The 16,846-nt window shown below is 61.4% G+C and carries 14 protein-coding genes; 4 read left to right on the top strand and 10 right to left on the bottom strand.

Going from position 1 to position 16,846, the window contains the following annotated elements; genetic code table 11:
- Positions 1-141 precede the first annotated feature (141 nt).
- From rffA to AC1M7R_RS18865, 8 genes are all read right to left on the bottom strand, one after another.
- Positions 142-1,287, bottom strand: a complete 1,146-nt coding sequence (rffA, locus tag AC1M7R_RS18900; RefSeq protein WP_490609825.1) for a dTDP-4-amino-4,6-dideoxygalactose transaminase — start codon at positions 1,285-1,287, stop codon at positions 142-144.
- A gap of 51 nt (positions 1,288-1,338) precedes the next feature.
- Entirely contained in the window at positions 1,339-2,016 is a 678-nt protein-coding gene (locus AC1M7R_RS18895; RefSeq protein ID WP_490609824.1) for a metallophosphoesterase family protein, read from the bottom strand.
- On the bottom strand, positions 1,997-2,974 hold the full coding sequence (locus AC1M7R_RS18890; protein WP_072430247.1) for an ATP-grasp domain-containing protein: 978 nt from the start codon (positions 2,972-2,974) through the stop codon (positions 1,997-1,999). Before AC1M7R_RS18890 ends, AC1M7R_RS18895 begins: the two co-directional genes overlap by 20 nt.
- Entirely contained in the window at positions 2,971-3,819 is an 849-nt protein-coding gene (locus tag AC1M7R_RS18885) for an NAD-dependent epimerase/dehydratase family protein (RefSeq protein WP_072458143.1), read from the bottom strand. Before AC1M7R_RS18885 ends, AC1M7R_RS18890 begins: the two co-directional genes overlap by 4 nt.
- On the bottom strand, positions 3,816-4,544 hold the full coding sequence (locus tag AC1M7R_RS18880; RefSeq protein WP_072458144.1) for a class I SAM-dependent methyltransferase: 729 nt from the start codon (positions 4,542-4,544) through the stop codon (positions 3,816-3,818). Before AC1M7R_RS18880 ends, AC1M7R_RS18885 begins: the two co-directional genes overlap by 4 nt.
- Before the next feature lie 45 nt (positions 4,545-4,589).
- Positions 4,590-8,132, bottom strand: coding sequence for a glycosyltransferase (locus AC1M7R_RS18875; protein ID WP_490609823.1), 3,543 nt, complete (start codon positions 8,130-8,132; stop codon positions 4,590-4,592).
- Positions 8,133-8,183: 51 nt separating this feature from the next.
- A complete protein-coding gene (locus AC1M7R_RS18870) occupies positions 8,184-8,885 on the bottom strand; it encodes a WbqC family protein (RefSeq protein ID WP_490609822.1) in 702 nt (233 codons plus the stop codon).
- Positions 8,886-9,115: 230 nt separating this feature from the next.
- Positions 9,116-10,672, bottom strand: coding sequence for a sigma-54-dependent transcriptional regulator (locus AC1M7R_RS18865; protein ID WP_072430242.1), 1,557 nt, complete (start codon positions 10,670-10,672; stop codon positions 9,116-9,118).
- A 346-nt stretch (positions 10,673-11,018) separates the two neighbouring features.
- Between AC1M7R_RS18865 and phhA the strand changes: the two genes are divergently transcribed.
- From phhA to AC1M7R_RS18850, 3 genes are all read left to right on the top strand, one after another.
- Complete coding sequence (gene phhA, locus AC1M7R_RS18860; RefSeq protein WP_092179466.1) at positions 11,019-11,804, top strand: phenylalanine 4-monooxygenase; 786 nt, start codon at positions 11,019-11,021, stop codon at positions 11,802-11,804.
- 98 nt (positions 11,805-11,902) lie between these two features.
- Positions 11,903-12,259 (top strand): 4a-hydroxytetrahydrobiopterin dehydratase, encoded by a 357-nt coding sequence (locus tag AC1M7R_RS18855; RefSeq protein ID WP_003184087.1) that lies wholly within the window; start codon positions 11,903-11,905, stop codon positions 12,257-12,259.
- Complete coding sequence (locus AC1M7R_RS18850) at positions 12,259-13,452, top strand: amino acid aminotransferase (protein ID WP_072389561.1); 1,194 nt, start codon at positions 12,259-12,261, stop codon at positions 13,450-13,452. The genes AC1M7R_RS18855 and AC1M7R_RS18850 overlap by 1 nt, the downstream gene beginning before the upstream one ends.
- Before the next feature lie 80 nt (positions 13,453-13,532).
- Here AC1M7R_RS18850 and AC1M7R_RS18845 read toward each other — a convergent pair whose 3' ends face one another.
- The gene (locus AC1M7R_RS18845) at positions 13,533-14,096 is read right to left on the bottom strand and encodes an NAD(P)H nitroreductase (RefSeq protein WP_072389563.1); all 564 of its coding nucleotides are present in this window, start codon (positions 14,094-14,096) and stop codon (positions 13,533-13,535) included.
- 172 nt (positions 14,097-14,268) lie between these two features.
- On the opposite strand from AC1M7R_RS18845, the gene AC1M7R_RS18840 reads away from it, so the two are divergent.
- Positions 14,269-15,723 carry a TrkH family potassium uptake protein gene (locus tag AC1M7R_RS18840; protein ID WP_072389565.1) on the top strand — a complete coding sequence of 485 codons (1,455 nt, stop codon included), beginning with the start codon at positions 14,269-14,271 and terminating at the stop codon, positions 15,721-15,723.
- On the opposite strand, the gene AC1M7R_RS18835 is transcribed toward AC1M7R_RS18840, so the two are convergent.
- Positions 15,680-16,735, bottom strand: a complete 1,056-nt coding sequence (locus AC1M7R_RS18835) for an AraC family transcriptional regulator (protein ID WP_271901995.1) — start codon at positions 16,733-16,735, stop codon at positions 15,680-15,682. The two genes, AC1M7R_RS18840 and AC1M7R_RS18835, sit on opposite strands and share 44 nt — an antisense overlap.
- Positions 16,736-16,846 lie beyond the last annotated feature (111 nt).

The raw sequence follows: 16,846 nt of genomic DNA, 5'->3' as shown, positions 1-16,846 counted from the left end.
CCTGGATATTCCTGGCCCGACAGGGCCGCCAACCCCCGAGGCCAGACCAAGGTGTGTCAGTGAAGCTCAGGTCCCTGACACGGCGTTTCGCCGAATGAGGCCTTGCAGGACAACACCTCGGTCATACTTTCAACCAGCCAGTCAGGCTCTCATCAAGGCATTGCCCAGGGTTTCCACCACCCGACCTTGCTGGTCGTCGGTCATGCCCAGCCAGAGTGGCAGACGCAACAAACGCTCGGAATAGCCATCCGTGATTTCCATCGAGCCATGAACCCGCCCATAACGTGCGCCCGCAGGCGAAGAATGCAGCGGCACGTAATGGAACACGGCATGGATCGCATGCCTTTTCAGCGTATCGAGCACCGCCTGGCGCTCTGCGCCCGGGGCGAGGAGCACGTAGTACATGTGGGCGTTGTGCTGACAATCTTCAGGGATTATCGGACGACGCAGCACCCCTTGGAATTCCAGCTCCGCCAATGCGGCATGGTAGCTATGCCAGATCGCCAGACGGCGATGGGTGATGGCCTGGGCTTCTTCCAACTGGGCCCAGAGGAAGGCGGCAATGATTTCTCCGGGCAGGAACGACGAGCCCACCTCCTGCCAAGTGTATTTGTCTACTTCGCCCCGGAAGAAACGACTGCGATCGGTACCTTTTTCCCGAATTATCTCGGCCCGCAGCGCCAGCTCGGGGTCATTGACCAGCAAAGCCCCGCCCTCACCCGAAATCACGTTCTTGGTTTCGTGAAAGCTGAATGCTCCAAGGTCACCGATGCTGCCCAGTGCTCGGCCTTTATAGGTCGACATCACGCCTTGTGCGGCGTCTTCAACCACTGCCAGCCCATGCTTGCGGGCAATCGCCAGGATGGCATCCATCTCGCAGGCCACCCCGGCGTAATGGACGGGCACGATGGCCTTGGTCCGGGATGTGATTGCTGCCTCGACCAGACGCTCATCCAGATTCAGGGTATCGGGTCGTATATCGACGAAGACCGGCACTGCGCCACGCAATACAAAGGCATTGGCGGTGGAGACGAAGGTATAGGAGGGCAGGATGACTTCATCGCCAGGCTGGATATCCAGCAGCAAAGCCGCCATCTCCAGCGCAGCGGTACATGAATGCGTGAGCAATGCCTTGCTGCAACCAGTATTGGACTCCAGCCAGCGGTGGCACTTCTTGGTGAATGGGCCATCACCGGCGAGCATGTTTCCGAACTTGGCCTGGGCAATGTAATCCAGCTCCCTGCCGGTCATGTAGGGGCTGTTGAAGGCAATCGTTTCTTGGCTCATTGCAAACTTCCATGGGTGGGCATAGTCATCAGTGGTGCACAGCGCGAAGTCTTAAACCGCACTGAGCCGCCCACCTATCTGGCTGCCTGTTTCAAGGTTTTCATAAAAATACGGGGTGAATCCCGCGTCCTTCATTGCCTCTTGGGTTTCACCGATGTCGTATTCAATCCGATGCAGGTGGAATATCTCGCCATCCCAAGTGGCGAAACCTGCCCGGGGATCACCATCACGTGGCTGGCCGACGGAACCGGGATTGCAATAGACCTTGTCCTCGCCACTCCACAAGTGCTGGACATGGGTATGGCCTGACACGAAATGACGACCGGGAAACGGCATGAAATACGCTTGTGACGGACGCACGTACTCGTCCAGCGGATCGTTCCAGCCGCCATGGACAATGCTCAAGTCTTGCTGGGTAGAGCGCTCAGGGAGCGCCCCCAACCATGCCAGGTTCTGTGAGGTGATGACGCCCCGTTGATAATCCAGGCAGGCATTGGCGCTATTGGAGCGAGGACAGCGCTCGTTCCTGGCCAGGTACCAGTCATGGTTGCCCATCACGGAAAAGATGTTCCGTTCGCGCAGGGCATCGCAGCACTCATTGACCTGGCTGTAATAACCGGCCGTGTCGCCCAGGCAGATAATGTGCGTCACACCCAACTCGTCAAGCTTGGCCAACACTGTCCGCAGGGCACTGTAATTGCCGTGTATGTCAGAAATGATCCCGATCATAGACGATGAAATCCTCTATATAACGAACAGCGAAACCACCCCGAAGGGCCGGCTGGGTCAGCGTCTTGCCGTCGAGGTAATGATCCAGGCACATGGCAGCTTCGTTGTAACCGAATGCGCGACGTATCGAACTGGTCGAAGAGATCCGCGGGTTGATCTCGAGGAGGCTCCAGGACCCGTCATGACCGCGACGGAACTGCAGATTGGTCGGTCCGACCGGCTTGAAGGCACGGCACAGCCTGGCCACGACTTGGTCCAGAGCGTCATCCCGATATACCCAGGCCTTGGCGGTCGAGCCATCCGAGGCCAGCCTGCGCTGGAAATTGATGGTGGGCCCGGTATTGCCCTGTCCGTCGCCAAAAGCCGCTACGGTGAACTCATCGGCCGCACTGCCGATGATGGGCTGCGCCATGAGGTAATCGCCGAGCAGCGCCGCATGAGGCGTAAAGTCACGCTCTTCGCGTACCCAGACCAGCCCCTTGGAGGCATAACTGCGGCGCGGCTTGAGCAGGAACGGCAGCCCCAGGGCAGCCTCGAGCGAATGAAAATCCCCCGACAGCAGGCTGGGAATACGGCTGGGATCCCCCAACGCTACCAGCGCCTGGTCCATTGCCCATTTGTCCCGGGAAAGATCGATCAGATGCGGGTTGTTGAGCACCACCTGGCAATCCCATTGGGCCAGCAGTGCCCGGTTGTCCGATAACCAATGAACGTCCTGTTCGATGCCGGGAATAAGCAGATCAACCTTGTACCTGGCCAGCGTATCGCCCAGCCACTGTCCATATTCGGAGGCTGCGGTATACGGGGCCTGCTCGAAGACATCGCTCCAGGCGCGGCCGACAGCGTCGTCGTAGATATCAGTGCCGACCAGGCGAACAGAAGGAGCCGCTTCACGCAGCGACTTGAGCAGGCCGTACCCCATGATGGCCCCTACGCCAGTCACCATGACGGTCTTCATGACAGCCCCTCCCTGTGCGCTCTCATCAGCTCGAAGCCCCGGCGAACGTCGATTCGAGGGGTGAAACCGATCTGCTGGTACAGCTCGTGCGCACACTCGAAAGGGGCAAGGTCGGGGATATCACCCTTTTCGGGCAGGAAGCGTACATCCAACGGCTTGCCGAACGCCTCGAACGCAGCCTGGACAATCGCCGAAAGACGGGGAGATTCGGGATGACCACAGTTATACAAACCAGGGATGCCCTGCTTTGCCAGCCGCACGCAGACCTCGGTCAGATCGCTCAGGTGCAGATAGTTGCGCCTGGCGTCGTTGCTGCCATACAACTCGACGCCCTGCCCCGCCTGTGCCTTATCGGCGATGGCGTACAGCAACGGCTGGTGAAGCCTGCACTGTTCGCCGTCGTCGTAGACTTGGCTGATGCGCAAAACACTAAGGGTCATGCCCCGTTCCCGGCAATAAAGACTCGCCACCTCTTCTGAATGGCGCTTGGAAAGCGAATAGATGCCGAAATAGGGATCCGTCGGCCGGTCACCCGCCGAACGCGATGAAAGCAGAATGAAATGACGAGCCCCACATTGCTCGGCCAGGCGGCAGGCCGCCAGCGTACCGACACTGTTGACCAGTTCGGCGCGGACCAGATCGTCCGGCTGGCGGCCGCCGAAATCTGCGGCGGCCAGCACGACAATGTCAAAACGCTCGTCGCACGCGAAGGGCTCCTGGCGGCTCAGGTCGAAAGCGATATCGGCATCCCGGCGCCCCGCCAGCTTGACGGGGCCAAGGCACGACAAGGCCTGGGCGACCGCCTTGCCGATGACCGAGGTACTTCCAATCACCAGGCTTTTCATGATGGGGCGACTGTCGCTTCGAGCATCAGCGCACAGCTGAGCTCCGGATAATCGATGCCCACGGTGCACATCGCGTGAAGGATGTCGCCCCCCAGGTGCAGCTCTTGCAGTTGTCCGGTGGTGAAGGGCTTGAGGAAGACACCTTCCTTGCGCGCCACCTGGAACCCGGCAGTTTCCAGCTCAGCGGTCAGGGTCTGAAGCGAATAGCTGCGCACATGGCCCAGCTCCAGATCGCCACGACCCAGCGCCATCATGTCGTCAAGCAGACCGGCAGCATGACCGAACCGCCGATGCAGCGACTCCCCATTGGGAACCAGCACGAAGCAGCGGCCACCCGGCGCCAGGTAATGCTTGAATTTTTGCAATATGGCCTGCGGATCATCGACGTGCTCAAGGACAAACCCCATCACGATGAGGTCGAAACGCTTGTCGGTATCGAATGTCTCGAAATAGCTTTCGACGATCTCGGCTGCATTGTCCGGATACTGCGCCTTGAACTGAGCGATCACCGACGCGGAGCCATCGATCACCGTGTGCTCACTGAAGAACTGCGAGAAGCGGTGGGTGCTGAAGCCATGGCCGACACCAAGCTCCAGCAGGCTTTGCTCCTTGGTGCACAGCGCCATGATGCGTTGGGGATACCAATTGAGAATGATGTTGTTGTCATACGCATAGCCAAAGCTGTCGCTGTAGGCTGCGATGAAGGTATCGAGATCGTTGCTCATGTCACATGCACTCCGCTGGGGGGCAAAGGTAATAAGTTGTACGGATCAGTCGGCCAACCAGGCCCGTCGCCAGGCGTCGAGGCGCTCGCCTTGGAGCAGCCACTGCGCACGTACGGTCGACTGCAAGGTATCGCCCAGCGTCGCGGAGGCTTCACGGTCTTCCAGGTGCATGCGAATCGTCCGAATCCATTCCTGCGCCTCGTTGTTCACCCGGGACAGCGGCAACACCTCGCCACCGATAAAACCCGGTACTCGGCTGCAAATGACCGGATGCCCGCAAGCGGCATGCTGCAGGACACGCAAGTCGCCGGAACAGGCATTGCCCAGGTTTTCCGCCATGGGCACCAGGGCAAGATCAAGATTCAAGGTGGCCATGGCCCCGGCCAACTGCTGCTGCGCGACACTTGGGTGCAGTTCTTTCAGGAAAGGTTGCAATGACGCCGGGCAGTCGCCGAGCACCACCCAATCCACCTCGCCAGCGAACGCGGGCAACACGTCGGCCAACAACTGAGCATCCTTGCAGCCCAACCAGCCCAGACGCGGCCTGGGCCCAGTGCGCCGCTTGCTTTGCACACGCCCCCACGCAGCCGGCAGCAGGGTTTCCAGCACACGAATATCGTCGTGGTGACCCTGTAGCAGTTCAGCCAGCGCGGGCGTAGGGACCAGCACACGATCGGCCTGCATCATTCCGTACCGCAGGCGCTCCAGCAGCTCTTCGGCAGCGTAATCGCCCTTCAACGCCATCTGCGGTAGATAGCCATCCAGATCATAGACGGTGAAGGCTTTGGAAAAGGCCCTCAGGCGGCTCAGGGCCAGCAGCCCAGCGTCGTCCAGGGGGCGCTGCAACACCACGGTGGTTGGTGCCAGGCGCTCGATTTCCACCGACGACAGCAGACTTGAAACAGCCACGCCTTCAATCTGCCCTGCTTCAAGCAACGTACTGAAGGGTTGAACCAGCCGCGAGTAGGCGCCCGCCTGCTGTTCGGTGACACAGACCAGCACCCTCGGTACGCTGCCTTGCAGCGCAAACCAGCACAGATCAGTGTTTTCCCGGACAAATCCCTCACCGACGCGCAGCGAAAAGTTGGCGTTGTAGGCCGGGTCGCGGGCCAGCTGTGGCAACCAGCGTGCGAGCAAGGCATCTTCCTGCTGGCTGCTCGCACGGATGCCAGCCACAGAATCCATCAACAGGCGCGCGTAAGGCGTCCAGACATTCAGATAACCTGCCTGCTGGAGCTTCAGACACAGGTCGACAGAGGTCCAGGGCGCCAGCAGCGGGTCGCTGTCGAAGCCTCCAGCCTCAATGAACAGCGCTCGACGCAGCATCAGGCACTCGGCGCCCAGGGCAGAGCAATTGCGTTCAAGCCCAAGCCGTCCCATGTAGCCCTCCGCCTCGGAGGGCAGACCTTCAAAAGCCCGGCCGACCATGGCGCCCAGCCCCAGCACCAGGTCCGCCTGGCGAATGCGACCCTGGCTATCCTCCAGCTTGCCTCCCACGGCGCCGACTTCCGGACGCTGGGCATGATTGAGCAACGACTGCAACCAACCCGGCTCCAGCACAGCGCTTTGCGCATCGAGCCAGAGCAGGTATTCCCCACGTGCGTCCTGGGCCGCCGCATTGCACATGCCCGCACGAGACTGCCCCGGCATGAAACGCAACACCTGGAACCGGCCTTCGCCCATCCGCTCGACCAGCCCCAGCCACTCCAGCAACGCGGGGTCATCGTTGCCTGGCTCGATCAGCAAGACCTCGAAGTCCACTGCGTCAGTGTGCAACAGCAGGCTTTCCAGACAGCGCTGGAAATTCGTCAGTTGACCTTCCAGGTAAATCAGAATGCTGACCGAAGCCTGCTGCTCGTGGCCGTAGTCGATACGATAGCGGCCCGCAGTCGTAGCAAGTTCAATCGCTCGCGCCCGACCGTAGCCACGTGCCTGGAGATGTGCATCGATGACCGCGCATTCATCTGCGCATTGCCAATGACGCAGCTCGTTGGCAATCAACAGCGGTTCGCTGACGTGACCGATGCTCGCCATCCCACATTCGCTGATCAGGCGCAGTTGGTAAGCCAATTCGAAGGCATCGCCGCAGGTATCGTCAAAACCGTTCAAGCGCACCAGCGCATCGCGACGGAACATCCAGTGACGAGAAAGACCGGCCGGAAACGCCAGGAGCAGGTCCAGATTCAAATCGGGTCGCAGCGAAAGGTCGACCACACCGCCCGTACGCAGCGCCTCGTCGGCGTATACCGCCAGGCAACTGTCAGGCGCCTGGAGCAGATTCTGAGCCATCACCAGCAGCCCCGCGGCGATAAATTCCTCCCCCGCATCCACCAGCATGAACCAGTCGCTCTGGACGCCCTGGAGCAAGCCATTGATCGCGGCCGCCGGCTGCTTCGGATCGCACGCCAACCACTGGACGTTGGCTCGCCCCGGGTCGGCGCTACCGATCACGCAGACATGGATGCGTTGGTACAACTGTCTATCCAGGCTGTCCAGTGTATGCGCCAATGCCAGCTGATTGCCGTCATCGCGGACCACGACAGTGAAGGCAGGCGCCGCCGGGACCGACAACCGCTCATTGATCAAAAGCAACTGCTGCGCCGTCGGGTAGCGTTTGCGCAACCAGTCGAGCGCTCCCAGACGATTGCCGACCGCCTCACGAGCGGCGGTTGCCTGGGTTTTCGCGATAAACACATCCAGTTGCTGCCAGAAAGACGCAGTGCGCTCGACGTAACGTTGCAAGGCGTCACCAAGGCTGGCCCGGGCATGCCCCAACGGGTCCGGCTGGTCGAGCATGGCAAAGCCGACGCTGCCGAAGAAACTGGTGTCGAGCAGTGGCTGGTCGACGCCATGCCCCGGAATGAATATCACCGGGCAACCACACAGCACCGCCATGACACAGGTCATCGACCACTCATAGCTGTACATCACCTCGGCCCCGCGCAGCAGCTTGGCCAGCTCGGGCAGGGGCAAGGGATTGGCCATGCTCAACAGGCGGATATCGGCCGGCAGTTGCGAGTAATCGATCAGGCCCAGAGGGTGACGGTTCTGGTAGAGATAGCTTCCCTTGCGCTCAGTCGCGGTGCCCACCGTCGAGAACATTTCGACATCGATGGCCGGCAGGCACAACAGGTCGCCGTCAGGGTCACCTCGGTGCTCGGCGAGCCGGGCAGCGTAATAGAAGAACAGGTCGGTGGGAGCGGCATCCATGCCATTACCCGTGAGAAACCCCTCGAAATTCAGCAGAAAACGCGCCACGACCGAACAGTTGAGCGGATTGCCGGGGAACACCTCCGGATAAACCGCAATCGGCACTTTGCCCGCTGCCGCATGGCGCTGCTTGATCGTCGAATTGATCAGCGGCGTCTTGAGGTCCGGGTTGACCACCTCTGTGCCGCAGATATAGGCCTCGCGGCCACTGAGGTTGAGCATATGACAGAGGTAGTGCAACGAGACGACGCCCGACGACGATTCACGATAGGCAGGCGCGAGGAAGTAATACGGATGCTCGGGCTTGGCGTACATCAGCCGCAAACGCGCCAACGCCTGTTCGAGCGAGTAAGCGTCCTGCTGCGCAAGGTTCGACATCGGGTGCAATCTCCAGAATCAAATCAAAAGGGTGTCACTGGGAAGGCCTGCTCAGGCAGCCCTTTTCTCCAGGAAAGCCGATGCGTCCGCGCCGGTGTTGAACAACAGGTCTATGACACTGACCGCATGCTGGAACTCACCGTAGACCTGGGGATACTCGGGATAACCGGCATAACTCATATACGACACGGTAATCCCCTGGGCGGCGAAAGCCGCTTCGTCCAGGTAATGACTGGCAGCGGGTCCAGAGAGATATTCGTCGGCACCGAGGGCCTGGCATAAGTGGATCAGACGCTCATTCTTGCCTTCTGCACGGCCCAGATCCTCGGAACGGTACAGCGGCGTGTGAATGCCCAGCAGGGGGCACAAGCCGGCGATGAACAGGTGGTTGATAAGGCTCAGGTGAGTGAGGTTGGCGGCCTGTTCGTAGAGCGAGCGGATCGGCGCCTCCATCTGCCTGAAGCATGAAGCGCGCCGGTAGCTCTGCTCAATGGTCTTCCAGTGGGCTGCGGCCCAATCCGGATTGGTGACTTGTACCTCGTTGATCAACTGCCCGAGACGGCCTTTCTTCTTGATCGGGATACTCAGCCAATGCTCGCCCTGGGCGGTCTTGATCTTGTTGCGGTTGCGCCAGTCACTACGGGTGTACTGGACATCGTCATACAGGACGAACGCATCGACACTGCGGATCAGATCGAAATAACCCTTCCAGGGAATGTAGTTCGACTGAACCACAGCCAGTTTCTTATGCATCCTGAACCTCACGTAGCGCGGCGGAATCCGGGGCCCTGCCCTGTCAAAAAATCGCCACCAGGCATGAATAAGTGGGGACAGATCAGGACACAGCAAATCCCATACCAGCTACCGTGATACCCAAGGCGCGTGCAATTGCGGACATGGCCCTCACATCGGACCGACGACAAGACCGAGCCAGCGCTTGACGAACATCAGGTATGAAAAGAGTGGCAGACATGGACCTTCAACTACTGGCCCTTTCCCACCTCATACTCACGCAACTTATTGGCAATGGTGGTGTGGGAAACCCCTAGTCGCTTGCCCAGTTGGCGGCTGCTGGGGTGCTCGGAGTACAAGCGCTCCAGCACCGCCTTCTCGAAACGCCCGACGATCTCGTCCAACCCGCCCTCGAGTGAGAAATCACCAAGGGGCTGGCGCACGCCGTAGTCCGGCAGGCGAATATGCTCGGCCTTGACGGTACCGCCATCGCACAGGGAAACGGCCTGGAACAGTACGTTTTCCAGTTGCCGGACGTTGCCCGGCCAGTGGTAATGGCTCAGACGGTCCATCGCCGCCGGAGCCAGCCTGGGCAGCGGGCAGCCGATCTGGCGGCTGGCCTGGTCGAGAAAATGCTCCACCAGTGGCGTCAGGCCATCGAGGCATTCGCGCAACGGCGGGATGTGCAGGGACAGCACGTTCAAGCGGTGGTACAGGTCCTGGCGGAATTCTCCCCGGGCACAGAGCTCGGACAAATCCACCTGGGTCGCGCAGATGACCCTGACGTCCAGGTACACCTCCTCATCGCTGCCGACGCGCCGGAAGCAACCGTCCTGCAGGAACCGCAGCAGCTTAACCTGCAGGCGCGGGCTCATTTCCCCGACGCCGTCGAGGAAAAGCGTGCCTCCGGCGGTCAGTTCCAACAGGCCGAGCTTGCCTTCGGCACGGGCGCCTTCGAAGGCACCGGGGCCGTAGCCGAACAGTTCGGTCTCGGCCATGGATTCCGGCAACCCGGCGCAATTGAGCGCCATGAGGGGGGATTGACCCCGGGGACTGGCCAGGTGGCAGGCGCGAGCCAGCAGCTCTTTGCCGGTGCCGGTCTCGCCTTCTATCAACAGCGGCGCATCCAGCGGCGCCATCCGCCGGGCCTCGCGGACCACCGCCGCCATCACCTTCGAGCTCTGGAAAATACTGTCGAAGCCACGCAGCTCCTGCTTGCGCACGTTATAGATCCGTTCGCCGACCCGGTCGGCCCGATGCAACGTCAACACCGCGCCGGCCATGGCCTCGCTGTCGTCGTGCTCCGATTGCAGCGGGGCGATGTCGGCCAGGAACACGTCCCCCTTGACCTTGACCCGCAACCCATTGATCCGCGACTGGTTGGCGCGCACCAGTTCCGGCAGGTCGAAATCCTCGGCGTAGCGCGACAGTGGAATCCCCGGCACCTCGTCCACCCGCACTCCAAGCAGTTGCGCCGCTGCCCGGTTCGCCGCGACGATGGAACCGCCCATGTCGATGGACAGCACCGGAAACTCCAGGGCGCCAAGCAAGGCATTGAGTTCCATGTGCCGACGCTCGCTTGGCATCAGCCCTACGCGCTTGACCCCGAACACCCCGGCGATGCCTTCGAATTTCGGGCGCAACGCCTGGAACTGGATATTGATCAGGTTGGGGCAGTGCAGGTAAATCGCATTGCCATGCTCGCCCCCCACTTCGCCCCGGGCAACGTTGATGCCGTACTCCACCAACAGATTGAGAATGTCCCGCAGGATGCCGATGCGGTTCTGGCAATGGACTTTGATGCGCATGAGAAGGCCTGGTGCGTTAGGAATCGATAGGGACAAGGCCCGCAAAGCGCTGCCGCGTCGCCCGGTGGAGCAAGCCCACCAGTGTTTTTGTCTGGAGGCGCAAATAACCGTCAAGATTATGTGACAGCTGTAGGCCTTTTCCTAGCTGAAAATCTCCAGAGAATCGAAGGCCAGCAAAAAACGTCACGAAAATTTTACAGAACAAGGACGGCTATCATTGATTGGCGCGCTTGCACCTGCTGCACGATCCCCTGCTTGGGGTTATCTCTAATGCATCGCTGGACATAAAAATAAACAGCCTTTCTCCGGTTCGAAAAAACCAGAGGAAAAACAGCAGGAGAGCAGCATGAAGCAAACGCAATACGTGGCCCGCGAGCCCGATGCGCAAGGTTTTATCCACTACCCCGCCGAAGAACACGCGGTGTGGAATACGCTGATCACCCGCCAGCTGAAAGTCATCGAAGGCCGTGCGTGCCAGGAATACCTGGACGGCATCGACAAACTCGGCCTGCCCTACGACCGCATTCCGCAGTTGGGGGAAATCAACAAAGTGCTGGGCGAGACCACGGGCTGGCAAGTCGCCCGGGTGCCGGCGCTGATCCCTTTCCAGACCTTCTTTGAATTGCTCGCCAGCAAGCAGTTTCCGGTGGCGACTTTCATCCGTACCCGTGAAGAACTGGACTACCTGCAAGAGCCGGACATCTTCCACGAGATCTTCGGCCACTGCCCGCTGCTGACCAATCCCTGGTTTGCCGAATTCACCCACACCTATGGCAAGCTCGGCCTGCAGGCCTCCAAGGAAGAGCGTGTCTACCTGGCGCGCCTGTACTGGATGACCATCGAGTTCGGCCTGGTGGAAACGCCTCAAGGCCGGCGCATCTACGGCGGCGGCATCCTGTCATCGCCCAAGGAAACCGTGTATTGCCTCTCGGACGAGCCGGAGCACCAGCCCTTCGACCCGCTGGAAGCCATGCGCACGCCATATCGCATCGACATCCTGCAGCCGGTGTATTTCGTGCTGCCCGAACTCAAGCGCCTGTTCGACCTGGCCCACGAAGACATCATGGGCATGGTCAAGCGCGGCCGGGAACTGGGCCTGCACGCACCGAAATTTCCACCGAAAGCCGCGTGACCCGCGATTTTCGATCTCAATTGAGTCTGTTGCACGGCACGGCTTTGCTTTAGCGTGGGTGCATCGACGCTTTCAACTATTCGATCCAGGAACACACCATGAACACTCTGAACCAAGCCCATTGCGAAGCCTGCCGCGCCGATGCCCCACAAGTCAGCGACGAAGAACTGCCGGTCCTGATCAAGCAGATCCCGGACTGGAACATCGAAGTGCGCGACGGCGTGATGCAGCTGGAAAAAGTCTTCCTGTTCAAGAACTTCAAGCATGCCCTGGCGTTCACCAACGCCGTCGGCGAAATCTCCGAAGCCGAAGGCCATCACCCGGGCCTGCTCACCGAGTGGGGCAAGGTCACCGTGACCTGGTGGAGCCATTCCATCAAGGGCCTGCACCGCAACGACTTCATCATGGCCGCCCGCACCGATGACGTGGCCAAGACCGCCGAGGGCCGCAAGTAATGCACTTCGATGCCATCGGCCGGGTGCCCGGTGACCCGATCCTCGGCCTGATGGAGGCCTACGGTGCGGACAGCAACCCGAACAAGTTCGACCTGGGCGTAGGGGTCTACAAGGACGCCCAGGGCCTGACGCCGATCCTTGCGTCCGTGAAGCTGGCCGAGCAGCGGCTGGTGGAACGCCAGGCCACCAAGACCTACATCGGTGGCCATGGCGACGCCACGTTCGGCCAATTGGTCAGTGAACTGGTGCTGGGGGCCGACTCGCCGCTGGTCATGGACAAACGCGCCGGCGTCACCCAGACCCCGGGGGGCACCGGTGCGCTGCGCCTGAGCGCCGATTTCATTGCCCAATGCCTGCCGGGCCGTGGTGTCTGGCTGAGCAACCCGACCTGGCCGATCCACGAAACCATCTTCGCCGCGGCAGGGGTCAAGACCCGCCTCTACCCTTACGTGGGCGCCGACAACCGTCTGGATTTCGAGGCGATGCTGGCCACCCTGGGCCAGGCACCGAAGGGCGATGTGGTGCTGCTGCATGCCTGCTGCCACAACCCCACCGGCTTCGACCTGTCCCATGAGCAATGGCGCCAGGTCCTGGACGTGGTACGCAGCCGCGATCTGCTGCCCTTGATCGACTTTGCCTACCAAGGTTTCGGTGATGGACTGGAGCAAGACGCCTGGGCGGTCCGGCTGTTTGCCCAGGCCTTGCCCGAAGTGTTGATCACCAGTTCCTGCTCGAAAAACTTCGGCCTGTACAGGGACCGTACCGGCGCGTTGATCGTCTGTGCGGCGGATGGCGAGAAGCTGCAGGATATTCGCAGCCAACTGGCCAACATCGCCCGCAACCTGTGGTCGACGCCACCGGACCATGGCGCGGCGGTGGTGGCGACGATCCTGGGTGACGCGCACCTCAAGAGCCTGTGGACAGACGAAGTGCAGGTCATGCGCCTGCGCATCGCGCAGCTACGCAGCGGCCTGCTGGAGGCCTTGGAGCCTCACGGCCTGCGCGAACGCTTCGCCCACATCGGCGTGCAACGCGGGATGTTTTCCTACACCGGCTTGAACCCGGAACAGGTCAGGCACCTGCGAGAGCGGCACAGTGTCTACATGGTCGGTACAGGACGGGCGAACGTGGCAGGCATCGATGCCACGCGCCTGGATCTGCTGGCCCAGGCCATTGCCGACGCCTGCCGATAATCGCAGCGCATTCGTGGCGAGGGGGCCTGCCCTTCGCCACGATGACCCAGCCGAACGGATGCGGCGGTGCGATATGGCGTTTACTGGCCGGTCCACTCGCGAACGAATTCGCTGATGTCTTCCTTGGGCGCCGTACGCGCTTCCTTCTGCGGCGTGCCCAGGTAGAGGAAACCGATCACTTCTTCCCCCACTTCCAGGCCAAGCCCCTCGGCCACGTGGGGCGAATAGGCCAGATCTCCCGTACGCCATACGCCACCGACGCCCTGGGCGTAGGCCGCCAGCAGGATCGCATGGGCCGCGCAGCCGGCCGCCAGCAATTGCTCGGACTTGGGGATCTTGAAATGGTCTTGCAGACGAGCGATCACCACCACGACCAGGGGCGCACGCAGCGGGCCATTGAGGGCCTTTTCCACAACGGCCTCAGCCACCAGCGGGTCATTGAAACGCGCCGCTTCGGCCAGCAGTTCGCCCATGCGATAACGCGCTTGCCCTTCGACCGTCAGAAAACGCCATGGCCGCAACTGGCCATGATCCGGCGCGCGCATCGCGGCGGCGAACATGACCTCCCGCTGCTCGGGCGTAGGCGCCGGGTCAATCAGGCGTGGAACGGAAACACGGTTGAGCAAAGCGTCGAGAGCCTGCATCGGCCACCTCCCTGGAAAAATGTCCGGCTATTCTAGTGGCTGTACGGCGAGTCCGTCAGCGCAAATTCGAATACCGGCTCCCAGGCCGCACCCGCCAGGCCCCGGATGGCGGTTTACATGCCATTCGCCGCAGGTAGAATGGCGCCCTTCCCTTTCAGCCCGAGCGGACTCCATGGCGTTGCCGACCCTGCGAATCATTGGTTTCATCATCGGCATCTTCCTGATCACCCTGGCGATCTTCATGGTCGTGCCCATGGCCACGTTGCTGGTTTTCGAGCGCACGGGCGACCTGCCGTCGTTTCTCTGGTCGAGCATGATCACCTTCGTCGCCGGCCTGGCCCTGGTGCTCCCGGGACGTCCCGAGCATGTGCATCTGCGGCCCCGGGACATGTACCTGCTGACCGTCAGCAGTTGGCTGGTGGTGTGCATTTTCGCAGCGCTGCCATTCCTGCTGACCCAGCACATCAGCTACACGGATTCGTTTTTCGAAAGCATGTCGGGAATCACCGCCACCGGTGCCACGGTCCTGAGCGGCCTGGACAACATGTCCCCCGGCATCCTGATGTGGCGCTCGCTGCTGCACTGGCTCGGCGGGATCGGCTTCATCGGCATGGCCGTGGCGATCCTGCCGCTGCTGCGCATCGGTGGCATGCGGCTGTTCCAGACCGAATCGTCGGACCGCTCGGAAAAGGTCATGCCGCGCTCCCACATGGTGGCGCGGTTGATCGTGGCCTCCTATGTCGGTATCACCATTTTCGGCACGCTGGCGCTCTGGTGGGCCGGGATGAGCCCGTTCGATGCCATCAACCATTCGATGTCGGCGATCTCGACCGGCGGTTTTTCCACCTCCGACCTGTCCCTGGCCAAATGGAGCCAGCCGGCGGTGCATTGGGTCGCCATCGTCATCATGATCCTCGGCAGCCTGCCGTTCGCCCTGTATGTCTCGATGCTGCGCGGCCATCGCCGGGCGCTGATCAAGGACCAGCAGGTCCAGGGCCTGATCGGCGTGCTGCTGGTGACCTGGCTGGTACTGGGCACCTGGTACTGGGCGACCACCGACCTGCATTGGCTGGACGCTTTACGGCACGTGGCCCTGAACGTGACGTCGATCGTCACCACCACCGGTTTCGCCCTGGGCGACTACAGCCTGTGGGGCAACTTCTCCCTGATGCTGTTTTTCTACCTCGGCTTCGTCGGCGGCTGCTCGGGCTCGACGGCCGGCGGGATCAAGATCTTCCGTTTCCAGGTCGCCTACATCCTGCTCAGGGCCAACCTCACGCAACTGATCCATCCGCGCGCGGTGATCAAGCAGAAATACAACGGCCACCGCCTCGACGAGGAAATCGTGCGCTCGATCCTCACGTTCTCGTTCTTCTTCGCCATCACCATCTGCGTCATCGCCCTGCTGCTGTCGCTGCTGGGCGTGGAGTGGATGACCGCGCTGACCGGCGCGGCCAGTACGGTATCCGGCGTCGGCCCGGGGCTGGGGGAAACCATCGGGCCGGCCGGCAACTTCGCGCCGCTGCCGGACGCGGCCAAGTGGATCCTGTCGGCGGGCATGCTCCTGGGCCGGCTGGAAATCATCACAGTGTTCGTGCTGTGTATCCCGGCGTTCTGGCGTCACTGACCGGTTTGGCCGCCCGTGCCGCCCGGTACTCGCCGGGCGTCGTGTCGAACCAGCGGCGAAAGGCGCGGAAAAAATTGCTCGGATCGGCAAACCCCAGCAGATAGGCGATTTCCAGCAAGGTCATGTCCGGCTGCGTCAGGTACTGCTCGGCCAGCTCGCGGCGGGTGTCATCCAGCAGATGCTGGAAGCTGGTGCCCTCTTCCTGCAGGCGTCGCTGCAAGGTGCGTTGAGACAGGTGCAATGCCTGCGCCACCACGTCACGCTTGGGTTCGCCCTGGGGCAGCAGCCGGCAAAGAGCCTGGCGCGCCTTGTGAGTCACGCGGCTTTCCGAAAAACGCGCCAGGTATTCGCCGGCGAAACGGTCATGCAGCAACGCCATGGCCTCGTTGGCCGTCGGCAGCGGTACCTCCATGTCTGCCCGTTCGAAGATCAGCGCATCGTAGGGCGCATTGAACATCAGCGGCGCGGGGAAAGCCTGGTGGTAGGGCGTCGGATCAAGGGGCTCAGGGCCCTGGAACAACACTTTCACCGGATGCAGGGTGCGTCCGGTCAGCCAGTTGCACAGGCTCAACGCGCAGGCCAGGGATGCCTCGGTACTTTGCCGGGTGGGAGGCAGGTGATCGCCGTGCACCGCCAGGACCAGCCCGTAATGGCCCTCAATCTGGCGGATGCTGGCCTCGGCGCTTTCGGCGATGATCCGCTGATAGCGCACCAACCGCTGGAAACCTTCGAGCAATGTGCGGCTGGACATCAGGGCATAACCCACAACATGGAACGACGCCGGTCGCACGATCTTGCCCATGTTCAAACCGATGGCCGGATTGCCCGACAGCTCCACCGCCAATTGCCAGAGCCGCGTCATGGAGTCCTGGGGGAAACGGGCATCCGGATCGTCCAGCGCTTCGAAGTCCAGCCCCAACTGCCCGAACATCGCGCGACAATCCAGGCCGTCCATCTCCAGCGCCTTGACAATCCCCATCGCCCAACTTGAAGAAGTCGTTCGTTCGCTCATGACATTTACTTGCATGACGAGCCGCGCGTTGCGGCCGGATTTGCGAAGGATACTAAAGTGGCGCCCATTGTCACTGTCCGTCGATGACAAGGGCTCCTAGACTTCCAGAAG

The organism is Pseudomonas sp. MS01C9, assembly GCF_058202755.1.
This window is presented reverse-complemented; position numbering and strand designations above follow the sequence as displayed.

Excerpts from the sequence above, each read along its gene's own strand:
- rffA (WP_490609825.1), bottom strand. The coding sequence starts at position 1,287 with ATGAGCCAAGAAACGATTGCCTTCAACAGCCCCTACATGACCGGCAGG.
- AC1M7R_RS18895 (WP_490609824.1), bottom strand. The coding sequence starts at position 2,016 with ATGATCGGGATCATTTCTGACATACACGGCAATTACAGTGCCCTGCGG.
- AC1M7R_RS18890 (WP_072430247.1), bottom strand. The coding sequence starts at position 2,974 with ATGAAGACCGTCATGGTGACTGGCGTAGGGGCCATCATGGGGTACGGC.
- AC1M7R_RS18885 (WP_072458143.1), bottom strand. The coding sequence starts at position 3,819 with ATGAAAAGCCTGGTGATTGGAAGTACCTCGGTCATCGGCAAGGCGGTC.
- AC1M7R_RS18880 (WP_072458144.1), bottom strand. The coding sequence starts at position 4,544 with ATGAGCAACGATCTCGATACCTTCATCGCAGCCTACAGCGACAGCTTT.
- AC1M7R_RS18875 (WP_490609823.1), bottom strand. The coding sequence starts at position 8,132 with ATGTCGAACCTTGCGCAGCAGGACGCTTACTCGCTCGAACAGGCGTTG.
- AC1M7R_RS18870 (WP_490609822.1), bottom strand. The coding sequence starts at position 8,885 with ATGCATAAGAAACTGGCTGTGGTTCAGTCGAACTACATTCCCTGGAAG.
- AC1M7R_RS18865 (WP_072430242.1), bottom strand. The coding sequence starts at position 10,672 with ATGCGCATCAAAGTCCATTGCCAGAACCGCATCGGCATCCTGCGGGAC.
- phhA (WP_092179466.1), top strand. The coding sequence starts at position 11,019 with ATGAAGCAAACGCAATACGTGGCCCGCGAGCCCGATGCGCAAGGTTTT.
- AC1M7R_RS18855 (WP_003184087.1), top strand. The coding sequence starts at position 11,903 with ATGAACACTCTGAACCAAGCCCATTGCGAAGCCTGCCGCGCCGATGCC.
- AC1M7R_RS18850 (WP_072389561.1), top strand. The coding sequence starts at position 12,259 with ATGCACTTCGATGCCATCGGCCGGGTGCCCGGTGACCCGATCCTCGGC.
- AC1M7R_RS18845 (WP_072389563.1), bottom strand. The coding sequence starts at position 14,096 with ATGCAGGCTCTCGACGCTTTGCTCAACCGTGTTTCCGTTCCACGCCTG.
- AC1M7R_RS18840 (WP_072389565.1), top strand. The coding sequence starts at position 14,269 with ATGGCGTTGCCGACCCTGCGAATCATTGGTTTCATCATCGGCATCTTC.
- AC1M7R_RS18835 (WP_271901995.1), bottom strand. The coding sequence starts at position 16,735 with ATGAGCGAACGAACGACTTCTTCAAGTTGGGCGATGGGGATTGTCAAG.